General features: G+C 57.1%; 16 protein-coding genes and 1 pseudogene. 11 read left to right on the plus strand and 6 right to left on the minus strand.

Going from position 1 to position 16,282, the window contains the following annotated elements; genetic code table 11:
- Positions 1 to 6: 6 nt before the first annotated feature.
- Together ACR3EQ_RS06765 and ACR3EQ_RS06770 are read right to left on the minus strand one after the other, a co-directional pair.
- Positions 7 to 1,131: a porin gene (locus tag ACR3EQ_RS06765; protein ID WP_170610237.1), complete on the minus strand. Its 1,125-nt coding sequence runs from the start codon at positions 1,129 to 1,131 to the stop codon at positions 7 to 9.
- A gap of 319 nt (positions 1,132 to 1,450) precedes the next feature.
- Entirely contained in the window at positions 1,451 to 2,986 is a 1,536-nt protein-coding gene (locus ACR3EQ_RS06770) for an NAD(P)H-hydrate dehydratase (RefSeq protein ID WP_480490160.1), read from the minus strand.
- Between the two features lie 167 nt (positions 2,987 to 3,153).
- Here ACR3EQ_RS06770 and ACR3EQ_RS06775 point away from each other — a divergent pair, with 167 nt between their 5' ends.
- The 5 genes from ACR3EQ_RS06775 to ACR3EQ_RS06795 all read left to right on the plus strand — a co-directional run bounded on the left by ACR3EQ_RS06775 (position 3,154) and on the right by ACR3EQ_RS06795 (position 7,709).
- Positions 3,154 to 3,492, plus strand: coding sequence for a P-II family nitrogen regulator (locus ACR3EQ_RS06775; RefSeq protein WP_108800222.1), 339 nt, complete (start codon positions 3,154 to 3,156; stop codon positions 3,490 to 3,492).
- A gap of 43 nt (positions 3,493 to 3,535) precedes the next feature.
- Complete coding sequence (gene glnA / locus ACR3EQ_RS06780) at positions 3,536 to 4,942, plus strand: type I glutamate--ammonia ligase (RefSeq protein ID WP_170610233.1); 1,407 nt, start codon at positions 3,536 to 3,538, stop codon at positions 4,940 to 4,942.
- A gap of 132 nt (positions 4,943 to 5,074) precedes the next feature.
- Entirely contained in the window at positions 5,075 to 5,722 is a 648-nt protein-coding gene (locus tag ACR3EQ_RS06785; RefSeq protein ID WP_170610231.1) for an MSMEG_1061 family FMN-dependent PPOX-type flavoprotein, read from the plus strand.
- A 78-nt stretch (positions 5,723 to 5,800) separates the two neighbouring features.
- Positions 5,801 to 6,595: a lytic murein transglycosylase gene (locus tag ACR3EQ_RS06790; protein WP_170610229.1), complete on the plus strand. Its 795-nt coding sequence runs from the start codon at positions 5,801 to 5,803 to the stop codon at positions 6,593 to 6,595.
- Between the two features lie 199 nt (positions 6,596 to 6,794).
- Positions 6,795 to 7,709, plus strand: coding sequence for a hypothetical protein (locus ACR3EQ_RS06795; protein WP_480490162.1), 915 nt, complete (start codon positions 6,795 to 6,797; stop codon positions 7,707 to 7,709).
- 36 nt (positions 7,710 to 7,745) lie between these two features.
- Here the strand turns inward: ACR3EQ_RS06795 and ACR3EQ_RS06800 are convergent, their stop codons facing one another.
- Positions 7,746 to 8,489, minus strand: a complete 744-nt coding sequence (locus tag ACR3EQ_RS06800) for a heme-dependent oxidative N-demethylase family protein (protein ID WP_170610225.1) — start codon at positions 8,487 to 8,489, stop codon at positions 7,746 to 7,748.
- 123 nt (positions 8,490 to 8,612) lie between these two features.
- Here ACR3EQ_RS06800 and dddP point away from each other — a divergent pair, with 123 nt between their 5' ends.
- Positions 8,613 to 9,956 carry a dimethylsulfonioproprionate lyase DddP gene (dddP, locus tag ACR3EQ_RS06805; protein WP_170610223.1) on the plus strand — a complete coding sequence of 448 codons (1,344 nt, stop codon included), beginning with the start codon at positions 8,613 to 8,615 and terminating at the stop codon, positions 9,954 to 9,956.
- Between the two features lie 187 nt (positions 9,957 to 10,143).
- Complete coding sequence (locus ACR3EQ_RS06810) at positions 10,144 to 11,361, plus strand: bifunctional alpha/beta hydrolase/OsmC family protein (RefSeq protein WP_170610221.1); 1,218 nt, start codon at positions 10,144 to 10,146, stop codon at positions 11,359 to 11,361.
- A 12-nt stretch (positions 11,362 to 11,373) separates the two neighbouring features.
- On the opposite strand, the gene ACR3EQ_RS06815 is transcribed toward ACR3EQ_RS06810, so the two are convergent.
- The 3 genes from ACR3EQ_RS06815 to ACR3EQ_RS06825 all read right to left on the minus strand — a co-directional run bounded on the left by ACR3EQ_RS06815 (position 11,374) and on the right by ACR3EQ_RS06825 (position 12,745).
- A complete protein-coding gene (locus ACR3EQ_RS06815) occupies positions 11,374 to 11,697 on the minus strand; it encodes a hypothetical protein (protein WP_170610219.1) in 324 nt (107 codons plus the stop codon).
- A 10-nt stretch (positions 11,698 to 11,707) separates the two neighbouring features.
- On the minus strand, positions 11,708 to 12,268 hold the full coding sequence (locus tag ACR3EQ_RS06820; RefSeq protein WP_170610217.1) for a hypothetical protein: 561 nt from the start codon (positions 12,266 to 12,268) through the stop codon (positions 11,708 to 11,710).
- A 144-nt stretch (positions 12,269 to 12,412) separates the two neighbouring features.
- A complete protein-coding gene (locus ACR3EQ_RS06825) occupies positions 12,413 to 12,745 on the minus strand; it encodes a hypothetical protein (RefSeq protein ID WP_170610215.1) in 333 nt (110 codons plus the stop codon).
- Positions 12,746 to 12,832: 87 nt separating this feature from the next.
- On the opposite strand from ACR3EQ_RS06825, the gene purB reads away from it, so the two are divergent.
- From purB to ACR3EQ_RS06845, 4 genes and pseudogenes are all read left to right on the plus strand, one after another.
- On the plus strand, positions 12,833 to 14,137 hold the full coding sequence (gene purB / locus ACR3EQ_RS06830) for an adenylosuccinate lyase (RefSeq protein WP_480490164.1): 1,305 nt from the start codon (positions 12,833 to 12,835) through the stop codon (positions 14,135 to 14,137).
- 117 nt (positions 14,138 to 14,254) lie between these two features.
- Positions 14,255 to 14,407, plus strand: coding sequence for a chitin-binding domain-containing protein (locus ACR3EQ_RS06835; RefSeq protein ID WP_170610212.1), 153 nt, complete (start codon positions 14,255 to 14,257; stop codon positions 14,405 to 14,407).
- Between the two features lie 102 nt (positions 14,408 to 14,509).
- On the plus strand, positions 14,510 to 15,052 hold the full coding sequence (locus tag ACR3EQ_RS06840; RefSeq protein ID WP_170610210.1) for a hypothetical protein: 543 nt from the start codon (positions 14,510 to 14,512) through the stop codon (positions 15,050 to 15,052).
- 68 nt (positions 15,053 to 15,120) lie between these two features.
- Positions 15,121 to 16,195: pseudogene (locus ACR3EQ_RS06845) on the plus strand (flagellar motor switch protein FliG).
- The last annotated feature ends 87 nt before the right edge of the window (positions 16,196 to 16,282 follow it).

Below are 16,282 nucleotides of genomic sequence, written 5' to 3' on the forward strand. Positions count from 1 at the left end.
GCAGGATCAGAACCGCCAGCGCGCGCCCAGAACCCACGCTTCGTTTTTGTCGAAACTGATCGTGTCGTCGAAATCGTGGTTGCGGTACTTCAGATATGCGTCGGTGTTGATGCTGTCGAACCGTTGAACGATGGCAATACCCCAGGACTTGGTGCTTGAACCGCTGTTTTCAAAATCCGACCCGTCGAAATAGTCGATACCGACGCCGGTTTTGCCCCAGGACACCCAGTCTCCTTCATAAGCCAGCTTGGTGTACCAATAGTCCGGATCGCTTGCACCGGATGAGGTGTCATCGCGCGAACCAAGGGCAGCGGTAAAGCTGAACCCGCTGGGCAGCAGAACCGAGGCTGACCCGATCGTGTCTTTTCGCTCACCAGATGAGTTGTCAAAGTCGCGCACGGCGTAGGCGATGCTGGCGGCAAACTCGACGCCGTTGGAGAACGTATTGCTGTAGGAAACCGCGATGTCATAGTAGTCGTCGTCATCGCTGCTGGACAGGATGTTCTGACCATAGGCAATTGCCGCCGAGAACCCGTTGAAATCCGGCGTGTCATAGCGGATGCGCCCGCGACGCGCCCCGTCAAAGTTGCTGGACGAGTCGCCCACTGTAATTGTGCTCAGTGTGCCTGTGGGATCACGATAGAAGAACGCTCCGTTTTCATCGTTGGTGAACGAATACAAAGCGGTCCCGACATAAGACAGATCAACTTCTGCGGCCCCATCTGATGCCATGCTGCCCTGACCAGCCGAGAACTTTCCGTACCCCCCCTTAAGCGAGAAATCGACGTGGCGAATGTCTTCGCGCGACCATCCGTTGTTGTTGGTGCCGAACTGGTTGGCCGTCCCTGTGCTGGGCAAGCCCAGGCCGGTTTCCAACCAGAACATGAACTCGTTGCTGCCATAAGGCTGCATCAACCGCAGACCGACCCGGCTGTTGGACAGGTCGTTGTCCAGAACACGTGTCTCGGTATCCTGGCCGTCGTCCACCGAAACAAGAGCGGGGTGGAACTGTCCGTATAGATGCACATATCCGCCGCTGTTATTTTCATATTTCAACTCAGCAGCAGCTGGTATCGCGCCTGTTGCCGCCAAAATCGCGGCTATTGATGAGTTTCTGAGAATCTTAGTCATATCTGTCACCATGATGGGGTTCTGGTTTCACGTCCCGCCCATTTGTTCACGAAAATCTGAGGTTCCAATAGCCGGCATTTCAGACAGTAGAAGCATTGCATATTAGCCACATCGAGAGCCCAAGGCAGAGATTTATACTCAATAATTTCAACCGCTTAAATCTGACTTTCAGCAGTCAAAGGTAGTCTGCAAGAAAATTCTGCCAATCAGCCATGCAACTGGCAAACACTTGCTGTGCATTTTCGTCAACGCCGCTGGCAAAATTACGCCGATCAGCCAGCTTTTCGGCGACCCACCGCGCGGACAATCAAACATTCAACTATTTCAAAACATTTGGCAACTGCTCGGGCAGGTCCTCGGCAATCAGTCCGGGGCCAAATTGCCGCGCACATTTCACATGCAACCACGCAGCAGCTTCGGCGGCCTGCATCGGCCCAAGCCCTCGCGCCATCAATCCGGTGATGAAGCCTGCAAGAACATCTCCGGCCCCTGCCGTGGCCAGCCATGGCGCCGATCGGTCATAAAACGCCGAGCTTATGGAACACCGCCCGTCCGGCGCCGCAATCACAGTATCCGGCCCCTTGAACAGAACCACGCATCCTGCGCGCTCGGCAGCGGCACGGGTTGCGTCCACCTTGGAGTATGCCGGGCCTTTGTCGGGAACTTCTTCCAACTTCTGTGCAATATCCGGAAACAGCCGGGCAAACTCGCCCCCGTGTGGTGTCAGCACGCAGTTCTCATGTAGATGATCGAACAATGCCTTGGGGTCCTCTGCAAACGCCGTCAACGCATCTGCATCCAGAACGGTTGAGCGCCCTGCCGACAGTGCCGCCGGCACCAAGTCACGAGCGCGATCCAGCCCCATTCCCGGTCCAAGGCACAATGCATTCAGTCGCCCGTCCTTCAGCACCCGAGAAAGCTCGTCGGCCCCTTCAGCCAGTTGCAACATGACAGCGGTGACCTGTGCGGCAACTTCCAACTGCGCGGCCGGGGGCACACCAATTGTCACCAGCCCTGCCCCAATCCGCAACGCGCCCCGCGCGGCCAACCGCGCGGCGCCGGTTTTGCCCGGTCCGCCGGACAGGATCAGGGCATGGCCATAAGAGTATTTGTGATCCTTCGGTTCCTTCGAGACCCGAAAACTCTTTTCCGAAACCAGCTTAACAATTCGATTGTCTTTTTTTCGCTCAAGGCCGATCGACTTTGTCCGAACCACACCGCAATTGGCGGGGCCTTCGCCGATCATGTGACCAACCTTCATGTCGTGAAAAGTTACGGTGAGATCCGCTTGGATCACATTTCCCAGCACGCGCCCACTGTCGGCGCACAAGCCGCTGGGAATATCGATTGCAACCACCCGCAAGCCGCGTCCTGACGACAGGTCCCTTACCCGCTCATTTGCCAACAAGGAGAAGCCGCCCAGAAACGGTCGCGTCAGCCCGGTTCCGAACAATCCATCAATTACCAGGTCTAGGTCTGAAGGGAAATTGAGATTGTCATCTGCAAGCGTATCGATCTTTCGGACACTGACGTCGGACTTGCCTTGGCACCGCTCAAAGTTTCTTCGTGCGTCAGGCGGGAGTTTTGCGGCGTCGCCGTACAGAAACACCTCAACCTCCCAGCCCCACTCATTCAACAACCGGGCAACGACAAACCCGTCACCACCATTGTTTCCCGGCCCGCACAGCACCAATGCGCGACCGGACGTTTTTGCCAGCTCGGGCCATTCCTCAAAAATCGCCTCAACAACGCCCTGCCCGGCGCGTTCCATGAGTTCCAGACCGGTAACCTTGCCCGATTCAATCGCAGCCAGTTCAATCGCCCGCATCTGCGCCGCCGTCAGCAAATCCGTCATCTCATCTCCCGCGCGATTCAATTTCGATTACATTTTGTGCAACTCGATTAAAATTTAACCGCTCGCTGAAATTCTACGCACAAGCAACCGGTCCGTTTCGCAATCAGATTGCCCAGCGATCTTAGACGTGATCACTGCCAACCTGACAAGCAGATTAGGAGGCCGGGATGAAGAAGATCGAAGCGATCATCAAACCGTTCAAACTGGACGAAGTGAAAGAGGCGCTGCAGGACGTTGGCGTCCAGGGCCTCAGTGTCATCGAGGTTAAAGGGTTCGGCCGTCAGAAGGGCCATACCGAACTCTACCGCGGCGCGGAGTATGTGGTCGACTTCCTGCCGAAGGTAAAAGTCGAGGTGGTGTTGGACGACGATCAGGTCGACGCGGCCATCGAAGCCATCGTGGATGCCGCCAAAACCGACAAGATCGGCGACGGCAAGATCTTTGTCTCACCCGTCGAACAAGCCATCCGCATCCGTACCGGCGAGACCGGCTCGGACGCCCTGTAAATCAACCGAATATCCTGACATATCTATCAGAAGGACCAAGGGAATGAGCGCAGAAGCAGTTCTCAAAACTCTCCGCGAAGAAGACGTCGCCTACGTCGACATCCGCTTCACCGACGTGCGGGGCAAGTTGCAGCACGTGACCGTCGATGTGGATCTGGTCGATGAAGACTTCCTGGAAGAAGGCTTTATGTTCGACGGCTCCTCGATTGCTGGCTGGAAGTCGATCGAAAACTCGGACATGAAACTGATCGCCGACACTGAATCGGCCTATATCGATCCGTTCTACGCCGAAAAAACGCTGTGCCTGCACTGCTCGATCGTTGAACCTGACACCGGCGAAGCTTATGGCCGCGACCCGCGCGGCACCGCACAGAAGGCCGAAGCCTATCTGAAAGCCAGCGGCGTTGGTGACGTGGCCTATATGGGCCCCGAAGCCGAATTCTTCCTGTTCGATGATGTCCGTTATTCCAATACAATGAATAAGGTATCGTTCGAAGTTGATGCAACCGACGCGGCCTGGAACACTGATACCGAATACGAAATGGGCAACATGGGCCACCGTCCGGGCGTCAAGGGCGGTTACTTCCCGGTGAACCCGATCGACGAGGCGCAGGACCTGCGTTCGGAAATGCTGTCGACCATGAAGCGTCTGGGCATGAAGGTCGACAAGCACCATCACGAAGTTGCCTCGTGCCAGCACGAACTGGGTCTGATCTTCAACAGCCTGACCAAACAGGCGGACGAGCTGCAGAAGTACAAGTACGTCATTCACAACGTGGCACATGCCTATGGCAAGTCGGCAACTTTCATGCCCAAGCCCATCTATGGCGACAACGGCACCGGCATGCACGTGAACATGTCGATCTGGAAAGAAGGCAAGCCGCTGTTCGCAGGCGACAAATACGCCGACTTGTCAGACGAAGCCCTGTGGTACATCGGCGGTATTCTGAAACACGCCAAGACCCTGAATGCTTTCACCAACCCGTCGACCAACAGCTACAAGCGTCTGATCCCGGGCTTTGAGGCACCTGTTCTGCGCGCCTATTCGGCACGCAACCGTTCGGGTTGCATCCGTATTCCATGGACCGAAAGCCCGAAAGCCAAGCGCGTCGAGGCCCGCTTCCCCGATCCGGCTGCAAACCCCTACCTGGCGTTTGCCGCGCTGCTCATGGCCGGTCTGGACGGCATCAAGAACAAGATCGATCCGGGCGAAGCCATGGACAAGAACCTGTACGATCTGCCTGCCGAAGAACTGGCCGACATCCCGACCGTTTGCGGCTCGCTGCGCGAAGCTCTGGAATCTCTGGCATCCGATCATGACTTCCTGCTGCAGGGCGACGTGTTCACCAAAGACCAAATCGACGGCTACATCGCGCTGAAGATGGAAGAGGTCGAAACCTACGAGCACACGCCGCATCCGGTTGAATACGGCATGTACTACAGCTGCTGATCAGGAACTTTCGACGAAAATTCTCGCAAAGGGGGCGTCCATCGGGCGCCCCTTTTCTTGTCGCCGCACTGGATTTGACGGATTGCGAGTGATCTTTCACACTCGGGCCACAGATCCCAGCGGAGAAATCTCATGCCCGCCAGTGACGCGCCTTTTTCACCTTATTCGCATTTCATTACGTCTGCGGACGAACTGGAACAGATTACCGGTGCGCCCCTGCCGCAGATTGTTGCCAAGGAAATACCGGCATTGGATCAGATGTGCCGCGATTTCATCGGCACCTCACCGTTTTGCCTGATCGCGTCGGCCAATCCCGACGGTCACCTTGATATCTCGCCCCGCGGCGATCCCGCGGGGTTTGTCGAAATCCTGTCTGACACTCTGATCGCTATCCCGGATCGCCCCGGCAACAAGCGGGTGGATACGTTTCATAACATCTTGCAGGACCCACGCGTGAGTGTGATCTTTCTGGTCCCCGGCAAAATGGAAACATTGCGATTGCGCGGCACGGCCCGGCTTTGCGCCGATCCGGATTTGCTGAGCGGTATGACCATGAACGGCAAAGCACCAAAGCTGGCACTACTGATCCATATCCAGACGATTTTTGCCCATTGCCCAAAGTGCATCGTCCGCTCTCACCTTTGGCAACCCGAAGAATGGCCGGATTCATCTCATCTACCCAATATGAACGCGATGATGGTCAAACACGCCAGAATCGACGCCACGCCGGAACAGTGGTTTGAAAGCCTCAAAGAGGCCGGAGAACTGGACCTTTACTGACCTGTCCCGGGAATTCGTTTGCCATTTCCCGCATGGCGCGTACCCTGCCCCAGAGTTTCAAGTTATTGGATAGGTTTCATGCTTCGACTTGCAACGGCGATATTCTGTGCCTTGTCCCTACCGTCCCTGGCATTCTCCGCGCCTTGCGGCAACACCGGCAGCGGGTTTGAGGTATGGAAGGCCGATTTCGCCAAACAGGCGCGGCGCGCGGGAGTAAAGAAGAAAGGGCTGCAGGCACTGGCCCAGACCCAATACGCCACGCGGACAATTTCAGCTGATCGTAACCAGAAAAGTTTCAAATACTCGCTGGACAAGTTCATGCAGGTGCGCGGCGCCGACACGATTGTCGCGCAGGGACGCAAGCGAAAGGCCCGCAACCCGCAGTTTTACGCCGCGCTTGAACGGCAATACGGCGTACCTGCCGGTGTTCTGATCGCCATTCACGGCATGGAAACAGGGTTTGGAAACTTCATGGGCGACAGCCAGGTTGTTTCCGCAATAACGACACTGGCCTATGATTGTCGCCGTTCCGAATTCTTCATTCCGCACGCAATCGGGGCATTGAAACTGGTGGATCAGGGCAGCGTCACGATGGCGACAAAAGGGGCAAAACATGGCGAGCTGGGCCACACACAGTTCCTGCCGGGGAATGCCCTGACCTATGGTGTCGATGCGACGGGTGACGGTCGGGTAGACTTTTACAACATGACCGACGCCCTGGCTTCGACCGCGAATTTTCTTCGCAAGAAAGGGTGGAAACCCGGCCGGGGCTATCAGAAAGGACAGCCCAATTTTGCGGTTATCCAGCAGTGGAATTCCGCCTCGGTCTATCAGCAATCCATAGCAATCATGGGGCAGCGAATCGACCAATAGGCGAAACAAGGTTCCAACACAGGCGATCCCAACTTTGGCCACATTGTCGCCACAGATGCCTGAATTTCCCCCTAGTCTCTTGGTTTCCAAAGCGTAATCAATCCCTCGAAAATTGATTTTTTTTGCATTTTCGTCAAATTCTCCCCCAGATCACCCGCTAGTCTGCGGTCTCAGACAGAAAGCGACAAAGGAATGCGCGGTGAGTCGGAAGCACAGCTATCATGGCGGTCTGCAATTTGACGGTGAGACCAAGGGCGCGATTGAACGCTTTGGCAATATCGTCGCGGCAACGCTAGAAGACTATGGTCATCTGATCGAGCGAAAGTCGCTGCTCAGCGGCACCGAGGCCAGCATCGTCTCAAGCCAGTATCTGGTTCGTCTGACACTGGATACGGAATTGAACGGGGTCGACGACCGTTTCGACCGGCTGGACCGCACTGCTGGCCTAAAAACGATACCCAGACCGCCGGTGACACGACCGAAGAACCGTCTGGTCATTTCGGTCTCACCGGTGTCAGCTTTGTTGGATGACAGCGAAATTTCCGAGCTTATGCTGGTTGTGATCCTGTATCGCATGGTCGACATCTGCTCGACCCAGCGCGTGGAGTGGCTTTCGCCCAACGCGGTACTGACCATCGAACAGTTCATGAGCGCGTTTGATACGCTAATGCCAAGCAAACTCAGGGACAGAAAACAGATATTTCAGTCCGTAACCGGCCCGTTTGCAGGCGTCAGCACCTCGAATACCGCAGATCATTACCAGCCGGAAGCCGCGATACCGAAACCGAACGCAAGGCCGATCCAGTTGTCGGACGATCAATTGCTGAGCATCGCGTTCAGAACAGATCAGACGGATCAACAGGCCCACGCACCGATTGAACCGACCACCGACGAGGATGAAAAGCCCAGCGACATCCTGCGTCTGACAAGTTGGGGCCTGACCGGGGCCGTGGCCAGCATGTCGGCACCGATCGCACTTTCTCTGGCGGCCGTGAACCTGATCCGGGGCGAGGATTTCCGACTCAATACTCAGGTTCTGGCTTTTACGGTCGCGATCGTGACCCTTAATTCCAGTGGCGCATTTGCAGGTGTTGCCGGTGCCCTAGGTCTATAAAGCTTTTCTAGAAGACCCTCCTAGGAGGCCCCGCCATCAGGCGGGGTTTTCCATTTCCAGCACCCTGTCAGCCGCCAGAACATAAGTGTGGATCGAGAAAACAACGGTGCGCGTTTGGGGCAGTCTTAGAATGGTCTGACGCTCGCTGCGCAGAAAAGGCGTGTTTCCCGGATCCCGGATTTTCCGCGGCTCGCTGGTACTGCGGGGCTGAAACAGCTCGGCGTCATCGTACCACAGCGCGTTAAAGCGCCAGAGTGGCCGATCCGGCTGAATCCCGTCAAACAGACGCTGAACCCGCCTGGCGACGTTTTCATCATAACTGTTGACGGTATGATGAATATCGATCAGCGGACGCATGAATTTCTCGGACAGTCGCCAACTGGCCGGGAAACACAGGATCGCACCGGTCAGAACATGTTCGCCGCCCTGTTTCTGCAGAATGCAAAAATCTTCCTGAACAAGCCGACACAGAGTATCCAGGGGCCTTGCGCGGTCAATCAGCACTTCCGCCCCGTCAGACCGGATCACATGATCGGAGGCTGCGGAATAAACCTGCCGCAACACCATATCCAGCAATTCTTGCGCAGCCGGTTCCGCACCGGGATCCAGTGCCAGAACATCATCGCGTCGCTCTGCCAACAAATCCTCGCGCCTGCGCATCTGGGCTGCAAACGCTTCGTCGCGGGTCAACCAGTCTTCAGGGCGTGCGGGTTGAATCCCCGGCAGCGGTTTCGCAGCCAGCGGGTTATAGGGAATGTCTTGTTGCAGTATTTTAGTCATGGCCTAGGGCTATCACCGTATTTTGCTATTGTCGGTCCAAAAGCGACTGAACATGGGTCGCAAACTACTAAGACGGCATGGGACGGTACGACCATCTTTGCCGGGCCAAAAGGGAGCGAAGCCATGAATCAGCATTACCGGGACACCCGCAAGATCGACCCGACCAAGGGGGCAACGCTGGGTGACGGTACGCCAAACGAAAACGACCGCATAGAAATCGGCCCGACCCAATTGGCGTTTGCAGAATGGGAACAAGCGGGTCTGGTTCTTCCCGATCTGGCCCGGATGCGGGAATATCGGTGGAAACGGCTGACCCAATCTATCGTTGATCGCGGATACGGCGGGTTGCTGATGTTCGATCCGCTGAACATCCGATACGCCACCGATAGCACCAACATGCAGCTGTGGAATACACATAACCCCTTTCGCGCGGTTCTCTTATGCGCCGACGGCTATATGGTGATCTGGGACTACAAGAATTCTCCCTTTCTGTCCAAGTTCAATCCACTGGTGCGTGAACAGCGTTCGGGCGCTGATCTGTTTTATTTCGACCGCGGTGACAAGGTGGACGTGGCCGCCGATGTTTTCTCAAACGAGGTGCGCCTTCTGATCGACGAACACAGCGGCGGCAACAAACGACTGGCAGTGGACAAGATCATGCTGCACGGGCTGCGCGCACTTGAGGCGCAGGGATTTGAGATCATGGAAGGCGAAGAGGTCACCGAAAAGACCCGCGCTATCAAAGGTCCCGACGAAATCCTCGCCATGCGCTGCGCCAATCACGCCTGTGAAACCGCTGTTGGCGAGATGGAAAAGTTCGCCCGCGCCAATGTTGGTGACGGCAAGACCTCGGAAGATGATGTCTGGGCTGTCTTGCACGCCGAAAACATCCGGCGCGGCGGCGAATGGATTGAAACGCGCCTGCTTGCCTCGGGCCAGCGAACAAACCCCTGGTTTCAGGAATGTGGCCCCCGAATTACCCGAAAGAACGAAATTATTGCCTTTGACACGGACCTGATCGGTTCCTACGGGATCTGCATCGACATTTCCCGTACCTGGTGGATCGGCGACGAAAAGCCGCGCGCCGACATGATCTATGCCATGCAGCACGCGCATGAGCATATCATGACCAACATGGAAATGCTGAAGCCCGGCGTCACGATCCCCGAATTGACGGCCAATGCTCATAGGCTGGACGACAAGTTCCAGGCCCAGAAATACGGCTGCCTGATGCATGGCGTGGGCCTGTGCGATGAATGGCCTCTGGTTGCCTATCCGGATCAGGCGGTTGCGGGTGCCTACGACTACCCGCTTGAACCGGGCATGGTTCTGTGTGTCGAGGCAGCGGTCGGAGAAGTCGGCGGCGACTTTTCGATCAAGCTTGAGGATCAGGTTCTGATCACCGAGGACGGATATGAGAACCTGACGAAATATCCCTTTGATCCAGCCCTGATGGGTTTGGCTTAGGTCACCTTCCAACCAGATCGCGTCACCTGGCATTCTGCGAGAGGTTCTCCCTCTCGTGCCTTCACGGATGCTTTTGGCATAAGAAGAACTAGGGAATTCCTGTCACCTCCGCGTGAGGCACATGTCAGGCGGGTTGAGATAAGGCGTCGCTGTGCCCACTGTGAAGCCAACGACCAAGGAGTTCCTTATGCCAACCGAACGCATTACATTTTCCGGGCACGATGGCAGCCAACTGGCAGCCCGCCTTGACCTGCCCGACGGGCCGGTTTTGGCAACAGCCCTTTTTGCGCACTGCTTTACCTGTTCCAAAGACATCCCTGCCGCGCGGCGCATTTCTGCGCGCCTGGCGGTCATGGGCATTGCCGTGCTGCGTTTTGATTTTACGGGTCTGGGACATTCTGGAGGCGAGTTTGCAAACACGACTTTTTCGTCAAATGTTGAAGATCTGATCGCGGCGGCGACTTATCTGGAAGGGCGTGACATGGCTCCTGCCCTGCTGATCGGGCATTCGCTGGGCGGGGCCGCTGTTCTGCGGGCACGTGCGGGCATTCCCTCGGTCAAGGCTGTTGTCACTCTTGGCGCACCGGCCGATCCCGGGCACGTGTCCCACCATTTCGAAGCCGCGTTGCCGGAAATCGAACAGGACGGTTCGGCCGAGGTCCTGCTGGGCGGGCGGCCGTTTCGGATCGGAAAAGCCTTTGTGGATGACATATCTGAATCGGCTTTGACCCCGGCCATCGGTGATTTGAAGGCTGCACTTCTGATCCTGCATGCCCCACGTGACGAAACGGTGAGCATCGACAATGCCGGTGCGATTTTCCAGGCCGCCAAACATCCCAAAAGCTTTGTCACCCTCGATGATGCCGATCACCTAATTACGCGGGCCTCCGATGCCGAATACGCCGCCGATGTAATCTCGGCCTGGGTTGGACGTTACGTACCCTTGTGTCCGCCCGCACCGCCGCCCGGCGCGCCGGAAGGTGTGGTGCGGGTGATCGAGGCCGACCCATCCGGCTTCTTGCAGGATATTCAGGCTGGCCCTCGTCACCACGCGGTCGCGGATGAGCCAGCCTCGTACGGGGGTACGGATCGGGGCATGTCGCCCTATGGTTTCGTCTCATCCGGCCTGGGTGCGTGCACGTCCATGACGATCCGCATGTATGCGCGGCGCAAGAACTGGCCGCTGACCCATGTCAGCGTCGATGTCTGCCACGACAAGGTTCATGCGCAGGATGCCGGGCTTGTCACGGAAGGCAAGGTTGACCTGTTCCGCAGAAAAATCCGGCTGGAAGGCCCGCTGACGCAGGACCAACGCACCCGGCTTATGGAAATCGCCGACAAATGCCCCGTGCACAGAACTTTGGAAGCGTCCGTCCACATAACAACCGAATTGCTTCCGACCTGAACGCCCCGTTGATTACCGTCGGCGGGGAGCCGGCCGGTGAATCGGCGGCCGGGCGGCCGGAGGCCGGGTCACCGGCGGCTTCGCCACGGGTGGCCTTGGACGTGTCGGCGGTTGCCCGCCGGGTCGGTTCGGTCGATCAGGTCTGACTGGCCTGTTCACGTCAATATCGACATCCACGTCGTGGTAGTAGTCGTTCCACAGCATCGAGTCGTAAAACGGGTCATATCCATATCCGACCCCGACACCAACCGAGACACCGTCGCATGCCGTCAGCAGAAGGCTGGATGCCCCAAGCCCCAGCGCCAGAACCGAGGGTTTGATAAATCTTCTTGTCATCTGAACCTCCTTACCGCGCAGGCTGGAATGACGCGAAAACGGCATTCAGTGTATCGGCGTAGGCCGGATCCGCTCCGTTGCGCAGGATTGCGACGACGATCGCAACCCGGTCACGCGGCAGATCGATCACAGTGGCGGTAAAGTTCACCCCCCTGCCATCCCTGTTGCCTGTCCCGCGGATCACACGTGCGGGCAAACCGCCGATGCGCCTGTCACTGGTACTTGTGACCGTCGGCTCCTTGACCAGAAACTTGTCGATATCTTCCAGATAACGCAGCCCGTCAGCGATGCTTTTGACACCGTTCGGCGACACAAAACCCATCCAGACATTATCGTCAGTGACTGGACGCATCCCCATGACCCGGGCCACAGCACGCGGATCGCCAAGTTGCGTATCTTCGATTTCCCGAATTCCGCCAGTGCGAAGTGTCCAGAAATCGGGAACGTCAAATCGGAACAGCGCGCGCCCGTCGTCGGTATAGGTGACCGGTGTGTCCGCCGATGCGGGTGGGATGCATGCCAACCACATCCCCGCACAGGTAGCCAGTGCGGAATTCAAAATAATACGCATATCTCAATAACCTGTTGGTTTCACTTCACGCAGCTTGGCCCACCAAAACGGTACTTGTCCAGCATCAGGGCGCGCATGGTTCGGGAAACCGGGCGGCAACGGTCTTCAATATGCAGCGCTCAGTTACTTGACCAACCCATATCTTCAATCAACGTAAGTCCCATCCGTCACGCCGCCATTGTCATCGACAAAACGCACCCTCTGCCCGCTTACCTGAACGTCGTAACACGCCCACAAATCCGAAGGCGGCCAAAGCGAACAGTACCTGTCGTCACGCACATTCCAGCGGCCCGAACTGGGCCTGCCCGAAAAATACTGGGTCAGCATATTGGCGTCGAAACTCTGCCAGGCTCCTTCTCCATAATCGAGCTTCTTGCCGGTCAAGGCGACAAGTATCTCGTTGCCCGACAACTGGCGGAACTCCTCTGCGGCCAGAAATCCGGGCCACAGCATCAAAATCAGGGCAAACCGTCTCATCTCGGCACTCGCACCTTGTTCCCTAATGCATGCACGGCTAAACCCCGCGCAACGCCTCATCCCAAACACAAAAAGGTGCAGCCGCCAATGATTCCCCGTTATTCCCGCCCTGACATGGTTGCCATCTGGTCGCCCGAGACCAAGTTCCGCATCTGGTACGAGATTGAGGCGCATGCCTGTGACGCCATGGCCGATCTGGGGGTGGTCCCGCGCGAAAACGCCGAAGCCGTCTGGAAAGCCAAGGACGTGGAATTCGACGTGGCCCGCATCGACGAGATCGAAGCCGTCACAAAACATGACGTCATCGCCTTTCTGACCCATCTGGCAGAACATGTCGGCAGCGATGAGGCCCGCTTTGTCCATCAGGGCATGACCAGCTCGGACGTGCTGGACACGTGTTTCAACGTGCAACTGACTCGCGCCGCAGATATTCTGGTCGCCGACCTCGAAGGTCTGCTGGCCGCCCTAAAACGTCGCGCAATCGAACACAGGGACACTGTCCGCATCGGTCGCAGCCACGGCATCCACGCCGAGCCGACAACCATGGGCCTGACATTCGCGCGTTTCTACGCCGAGATGGACCGCAACCTGTCCCGGATGCGCGATGCGCGCGCCGAGATTGCCACGGGCGCGATCAGCGGCGCGGTCGGCACCTTCGCCAATATCGACCCGCGCGTCGAGGAGCATGTCTGCGATCAACTGGGTCTGGTCCCCGAGCCAATCAGCACCCAAGTCATCCCCCGCGACCGTCACGCGGCGTTCTTTGCCACCCTGGGCGTCATCGCCAGCAGCATCGAAAATATCGCCATCGAAATCCGCCACATGCAGCGGACCGAGGTGTTGGAGGGGGCTGAGTTCTTCTCGATGGGTCAAAAAGGCTCCTCGGCCATGCCGCACAAGAAGAACCCGGTCCTGACCGAGAACCTGACCGGGCTGGCGCGCATGGTGCGCGCGGCCGTGATCCCGGCTATGGAAAACGTGGCGCTCTGGCACGAGCGGGATATCTCGCATTCTTCGGTCGAACGCATGATCGGACCGGATGCGACAATCACGCTGGACTTTGCGCTGGCACGACTGACAGGCGTGATCGACAAGATGCTGATCTTCCCCGAGAACATGATCGAAAACATGAACAAGTTCCCCGGCCTTGTGATGAGCCAGCGGGTGCTGCTGGCGCTGACACAAGCTGGCGTCAGCCGCGAGGACGCCTATGCCATGGTTCAGCGCAACGCACTGAAAGTCTGGGAACACCGCACCGATTTCAAAGAAGAGCTGCTGGCAGACCCCGACGTCACCGCCGCATTGAGCGTCGAGGAAATCGAAGAGAAATTCGACCTTGGCTATCACACCAAACACGTGGACACGATTTTCGCCCGCGTCTTTGGTGAATAGCGCAGACGTTTGATTTCTTTCAGGACCCGGGTCGCTTCCCCGATCCGGGTCTTGTTTTTTGCCAGATTGACGGAATTGGGTTATCCTGCAGGTGCATTTTCCGGATGGGAGAGTCCAATGTTTCGAACCATTCTCTGCGCGTTGACATTTTCCTGCGTTGCATCGGTCGCACTCGCCTGCAGCAATCATACCAATCAGACCCAGTCCTGCGCACCCGGCACAATCTGGGACACCGAGACACAAAGCTGCACCAAAATCGTCAATAGCTGAAAAATCTTTCCTGCTTGTGAATAAAAGCGATCAGTCAATTGTTAGCTTTTCTGAAGATCACGCTATGCTTTTGACAAGTTCCTTTGAAAACGGAGTAGGAATATGCGCCTCGTACTAGCTTCAGCACTTGCCCTTCAGGCTTTTGTGCTCGCTCCCGCCGCGTTTGCAGCAGGTGGTGGCGACAGCAGCCCCCCAAAGCCGACGAACACGACGAAGAAATGCCTGTTCGGGCGCGTGTATGACGAGACGGCCGGTCGCTGTGTCAAACCGAACAAAACCAATTTCACCGAAGATCAGCTTTATGATGCAGTTCGGGAACTGGCTTACGATGGCCAGTATGAAAACGCCCAGGCGATATTGCGCGTGATGGATCAGAATGACGACCGCGTCATGACCTATTGGGGCTTTACCTATCGCAAGATGGGCGAACTGGAACTGGCCAACGTTTTTTATCAAAACGCTATCTCCGCCAACCCGGACAACATCCTTGCCCGTAGCTATATGGCGCAGGGTTTTGTTGCAGAAGGGAAAACCGATCTAGCCATAGCACAGTGGCGCGAGATCAAGGCACGGGGCGGCGAAGGCACATGGGCCGAGACCTCTCTGCGCGATGCAATCCGCACCGGGCTGACCTACAGCTACTGAGGTTCAGGGTAAATTTACCTGTTGCTTCGTAATCTGCTCGTGAAATCGCAATTTGGGACCGCGGGCAGATGCAAGACGCCAAAGCTCTGGTACATATATCTCCGGCTGCTTCGACGCCGGTGATCGAAGGGGAAGAAGAAGACGCGGCGCGTGTTGTGCCCCGACAGCTCAGCAACCGGCAAAAAGCCGCCGTTATCGTTCGGCTTCTTCTGAACGAGGGCGCCGACATTCCCTTAGAAGAACTCCCGGACGCCTTGCAGGAGAAACTGACCCATCAGCTGGGACAGATGGGTCTGGTGGACCGCGTCACGCTTGATGCGGTCGCTCGGGAATTCACGCGCGCGCTTGAAGGCGTCGGCTTGGCCTTCCCGCACGGGCTGGCAGGCGCTCTGGATGCCGTCAACGGCAAAATTACACCGGCAACGGCAGCGCGATTGCGAAAGGTTGCCGGCGCGCGTCAGATCGGCGACCCGTGGCTGCGCCTTCGTGAAATACCTATCGAAGATCTGGCCAGTATGGCACAGGCGGAAAGCACCGAAATTGCCGCCGTGATGTTGTCCAAGCTTGATAAGCCCAAGGCCGCAGAACTGCTTGGTCACCTTCCAGGCCCCGTGGCCCGCCGCATAACCTATGCCGTATCCAAAACGGCCAACATCACGCCCGAAGCGGTTGAGCGGATTGGATGGTCGCTGGCCGCCCAACTGGATCAGCGCCCTGCACCGGCCTTTGCGGACCACCCCGGCGCCCGCGTCGGTGCAATCCTGAACCAGTCAGCCGCAACAACCCGGGACGGGTTGCTGACCGCGCTGGATGAAGAGGATTCCGACTTTGCCAGTGTGGTACGCCAGTCCATCTTTACCTTTGCTCACATATCAACCCGCATCACTGCGCGGTATCGATCAACCCGTGCTAGTGACCGCTTTGGCGGGCGCAATCGCGGATGAAGACAGGGCTTCGGTCGAATTCCTGCTTTCCAACATTTCTACGCGCATGGCGGAAAATCTGCGCGAGGAAATGGGTGAACGGGGCAAGGTCAGGCAAAAGGATGCGGACGACGCGATGGCGCAGATTGTCGGTGTCATTCGCGCACTGGTGGATGAAGGAGCCATCACCTTGATCGAAGAAGAAGGCGATGGACAATAATGCTACACGCCGGAACGCAATGGTGATCCTTCTGGAATTGCTGAACGCTTGTGGTTGCGGTTTCTGACCTGTATGTCTGAGCCCGCA

The organism is Ruegeria sp. AN11, from assembly GCF_056536005.1.

Bases quoted from the DNA above. Each gene is read 5' to 3' on its own strand.
- ACR3EQ_RS06765 (WP_170610237.1), bottom strand. From the start codon at position 1,131: ATGACTAAGATTCTCAGAAACTCATCAATAGCCGCGATTTTGGCGGCA.
- ACR3EQ_RS06770 (WP_480490160.1), bottom strand. From the start codon at position 2,986: ATGACGGATTTGCTGACGGCGGCGCAGATGCGGGCGATTGAACTGGCT.
- ACR3EQ_RS06775 (WP_108800222.1), top strand. From the start codon at position 3,154: ATGAAGAAGATCGAAGCGATCATCAAACCGTTCAAACTGGACGAAGTG.
- glnA (WP_170610233.1), top strand. From the start codon at position 3,536: ATGAGCGCAGAAGCAGTTCTCAAAACTCTCCGCGAAGAAGACGTCGCC.
- ACR3EQ_RS06785 (WP_170610231.1), top strand. From the start codon at position 5,075: ATGCCCGCCAGTGACGCGCCTTTTTCACCTTATTCGCATTTCATTACG.
- ACR3EQ_RS06790 (WP_170610229.1), top strand. From the start codon at position 5,801: ATGCTTCGACTTGCAACGGCGATATTCTGTGCCTTGTCCCTACCGTCC.
- ACR3EQ_RS06800 (WP_170610225.1), bottom strand. From the start codon at position 8,489: ATGACTAAAATACTGCAACAAGACATTCCCTATAACCCGCTGGCTGCG.
- dddP (WP_170610223.1), top strand. From the start codon at position 8,613: ATGAATCAGCATTACCGGGACACCCGCAAGATCGACCCGACCAAGGGG.
- ACR3EQ_RS06810 (WP_170610221.1), top strand. From the start codon at position 10,144: ATGCCAACCGAACGCATTACATTTTCCGGGCACGATGGCAGCCAACTG.
- ACR3EQ_RS06815 (WP_170610219.1), bottom strand. From the start codon at position 11,697: ATGACAAGAAGATTTATCAAACCCTCGGTTCTGGCGCTGGGGCTTGGG.
- ACR3EQ_RS06820 (WP_170610217.1), bottom strand. From the start codon at position 12,268: ATGCGTATTATTTTGAATTCCGCACTGGCTACCTGTGCGGGGATGTGG.
- ACR3EQ_RS06825 (WP_170610215.1), bottom strand. From the start codon at position 12,745: ATGAGACGGTTTGCCCTGATTTTGATGCTGTGGCCCGGATTTCTGGCC.
- purB (WP_480490164.1), top strand. From the start codon at position 12,833: ATGATTCCCCGTTATTCCCGCCCTGACATGGTTGCCATCTGGTCGCCC.
- ACR3EQ_RS06835 (WP_170610212.1), top strand. From the start codon at position 14,255: ATGTTTCGAACCATTCTCTGCGCGTTGACATTTTCCTGCGTTGCATCG.
- ACR3EQ_RS06840 (WP_170610210.1), top strand. From the start codon at position 14,510: ATGCGCCTCGTACTAGCTTCAGCACTTGCCCTTCAGGCTTTTGTGCTC.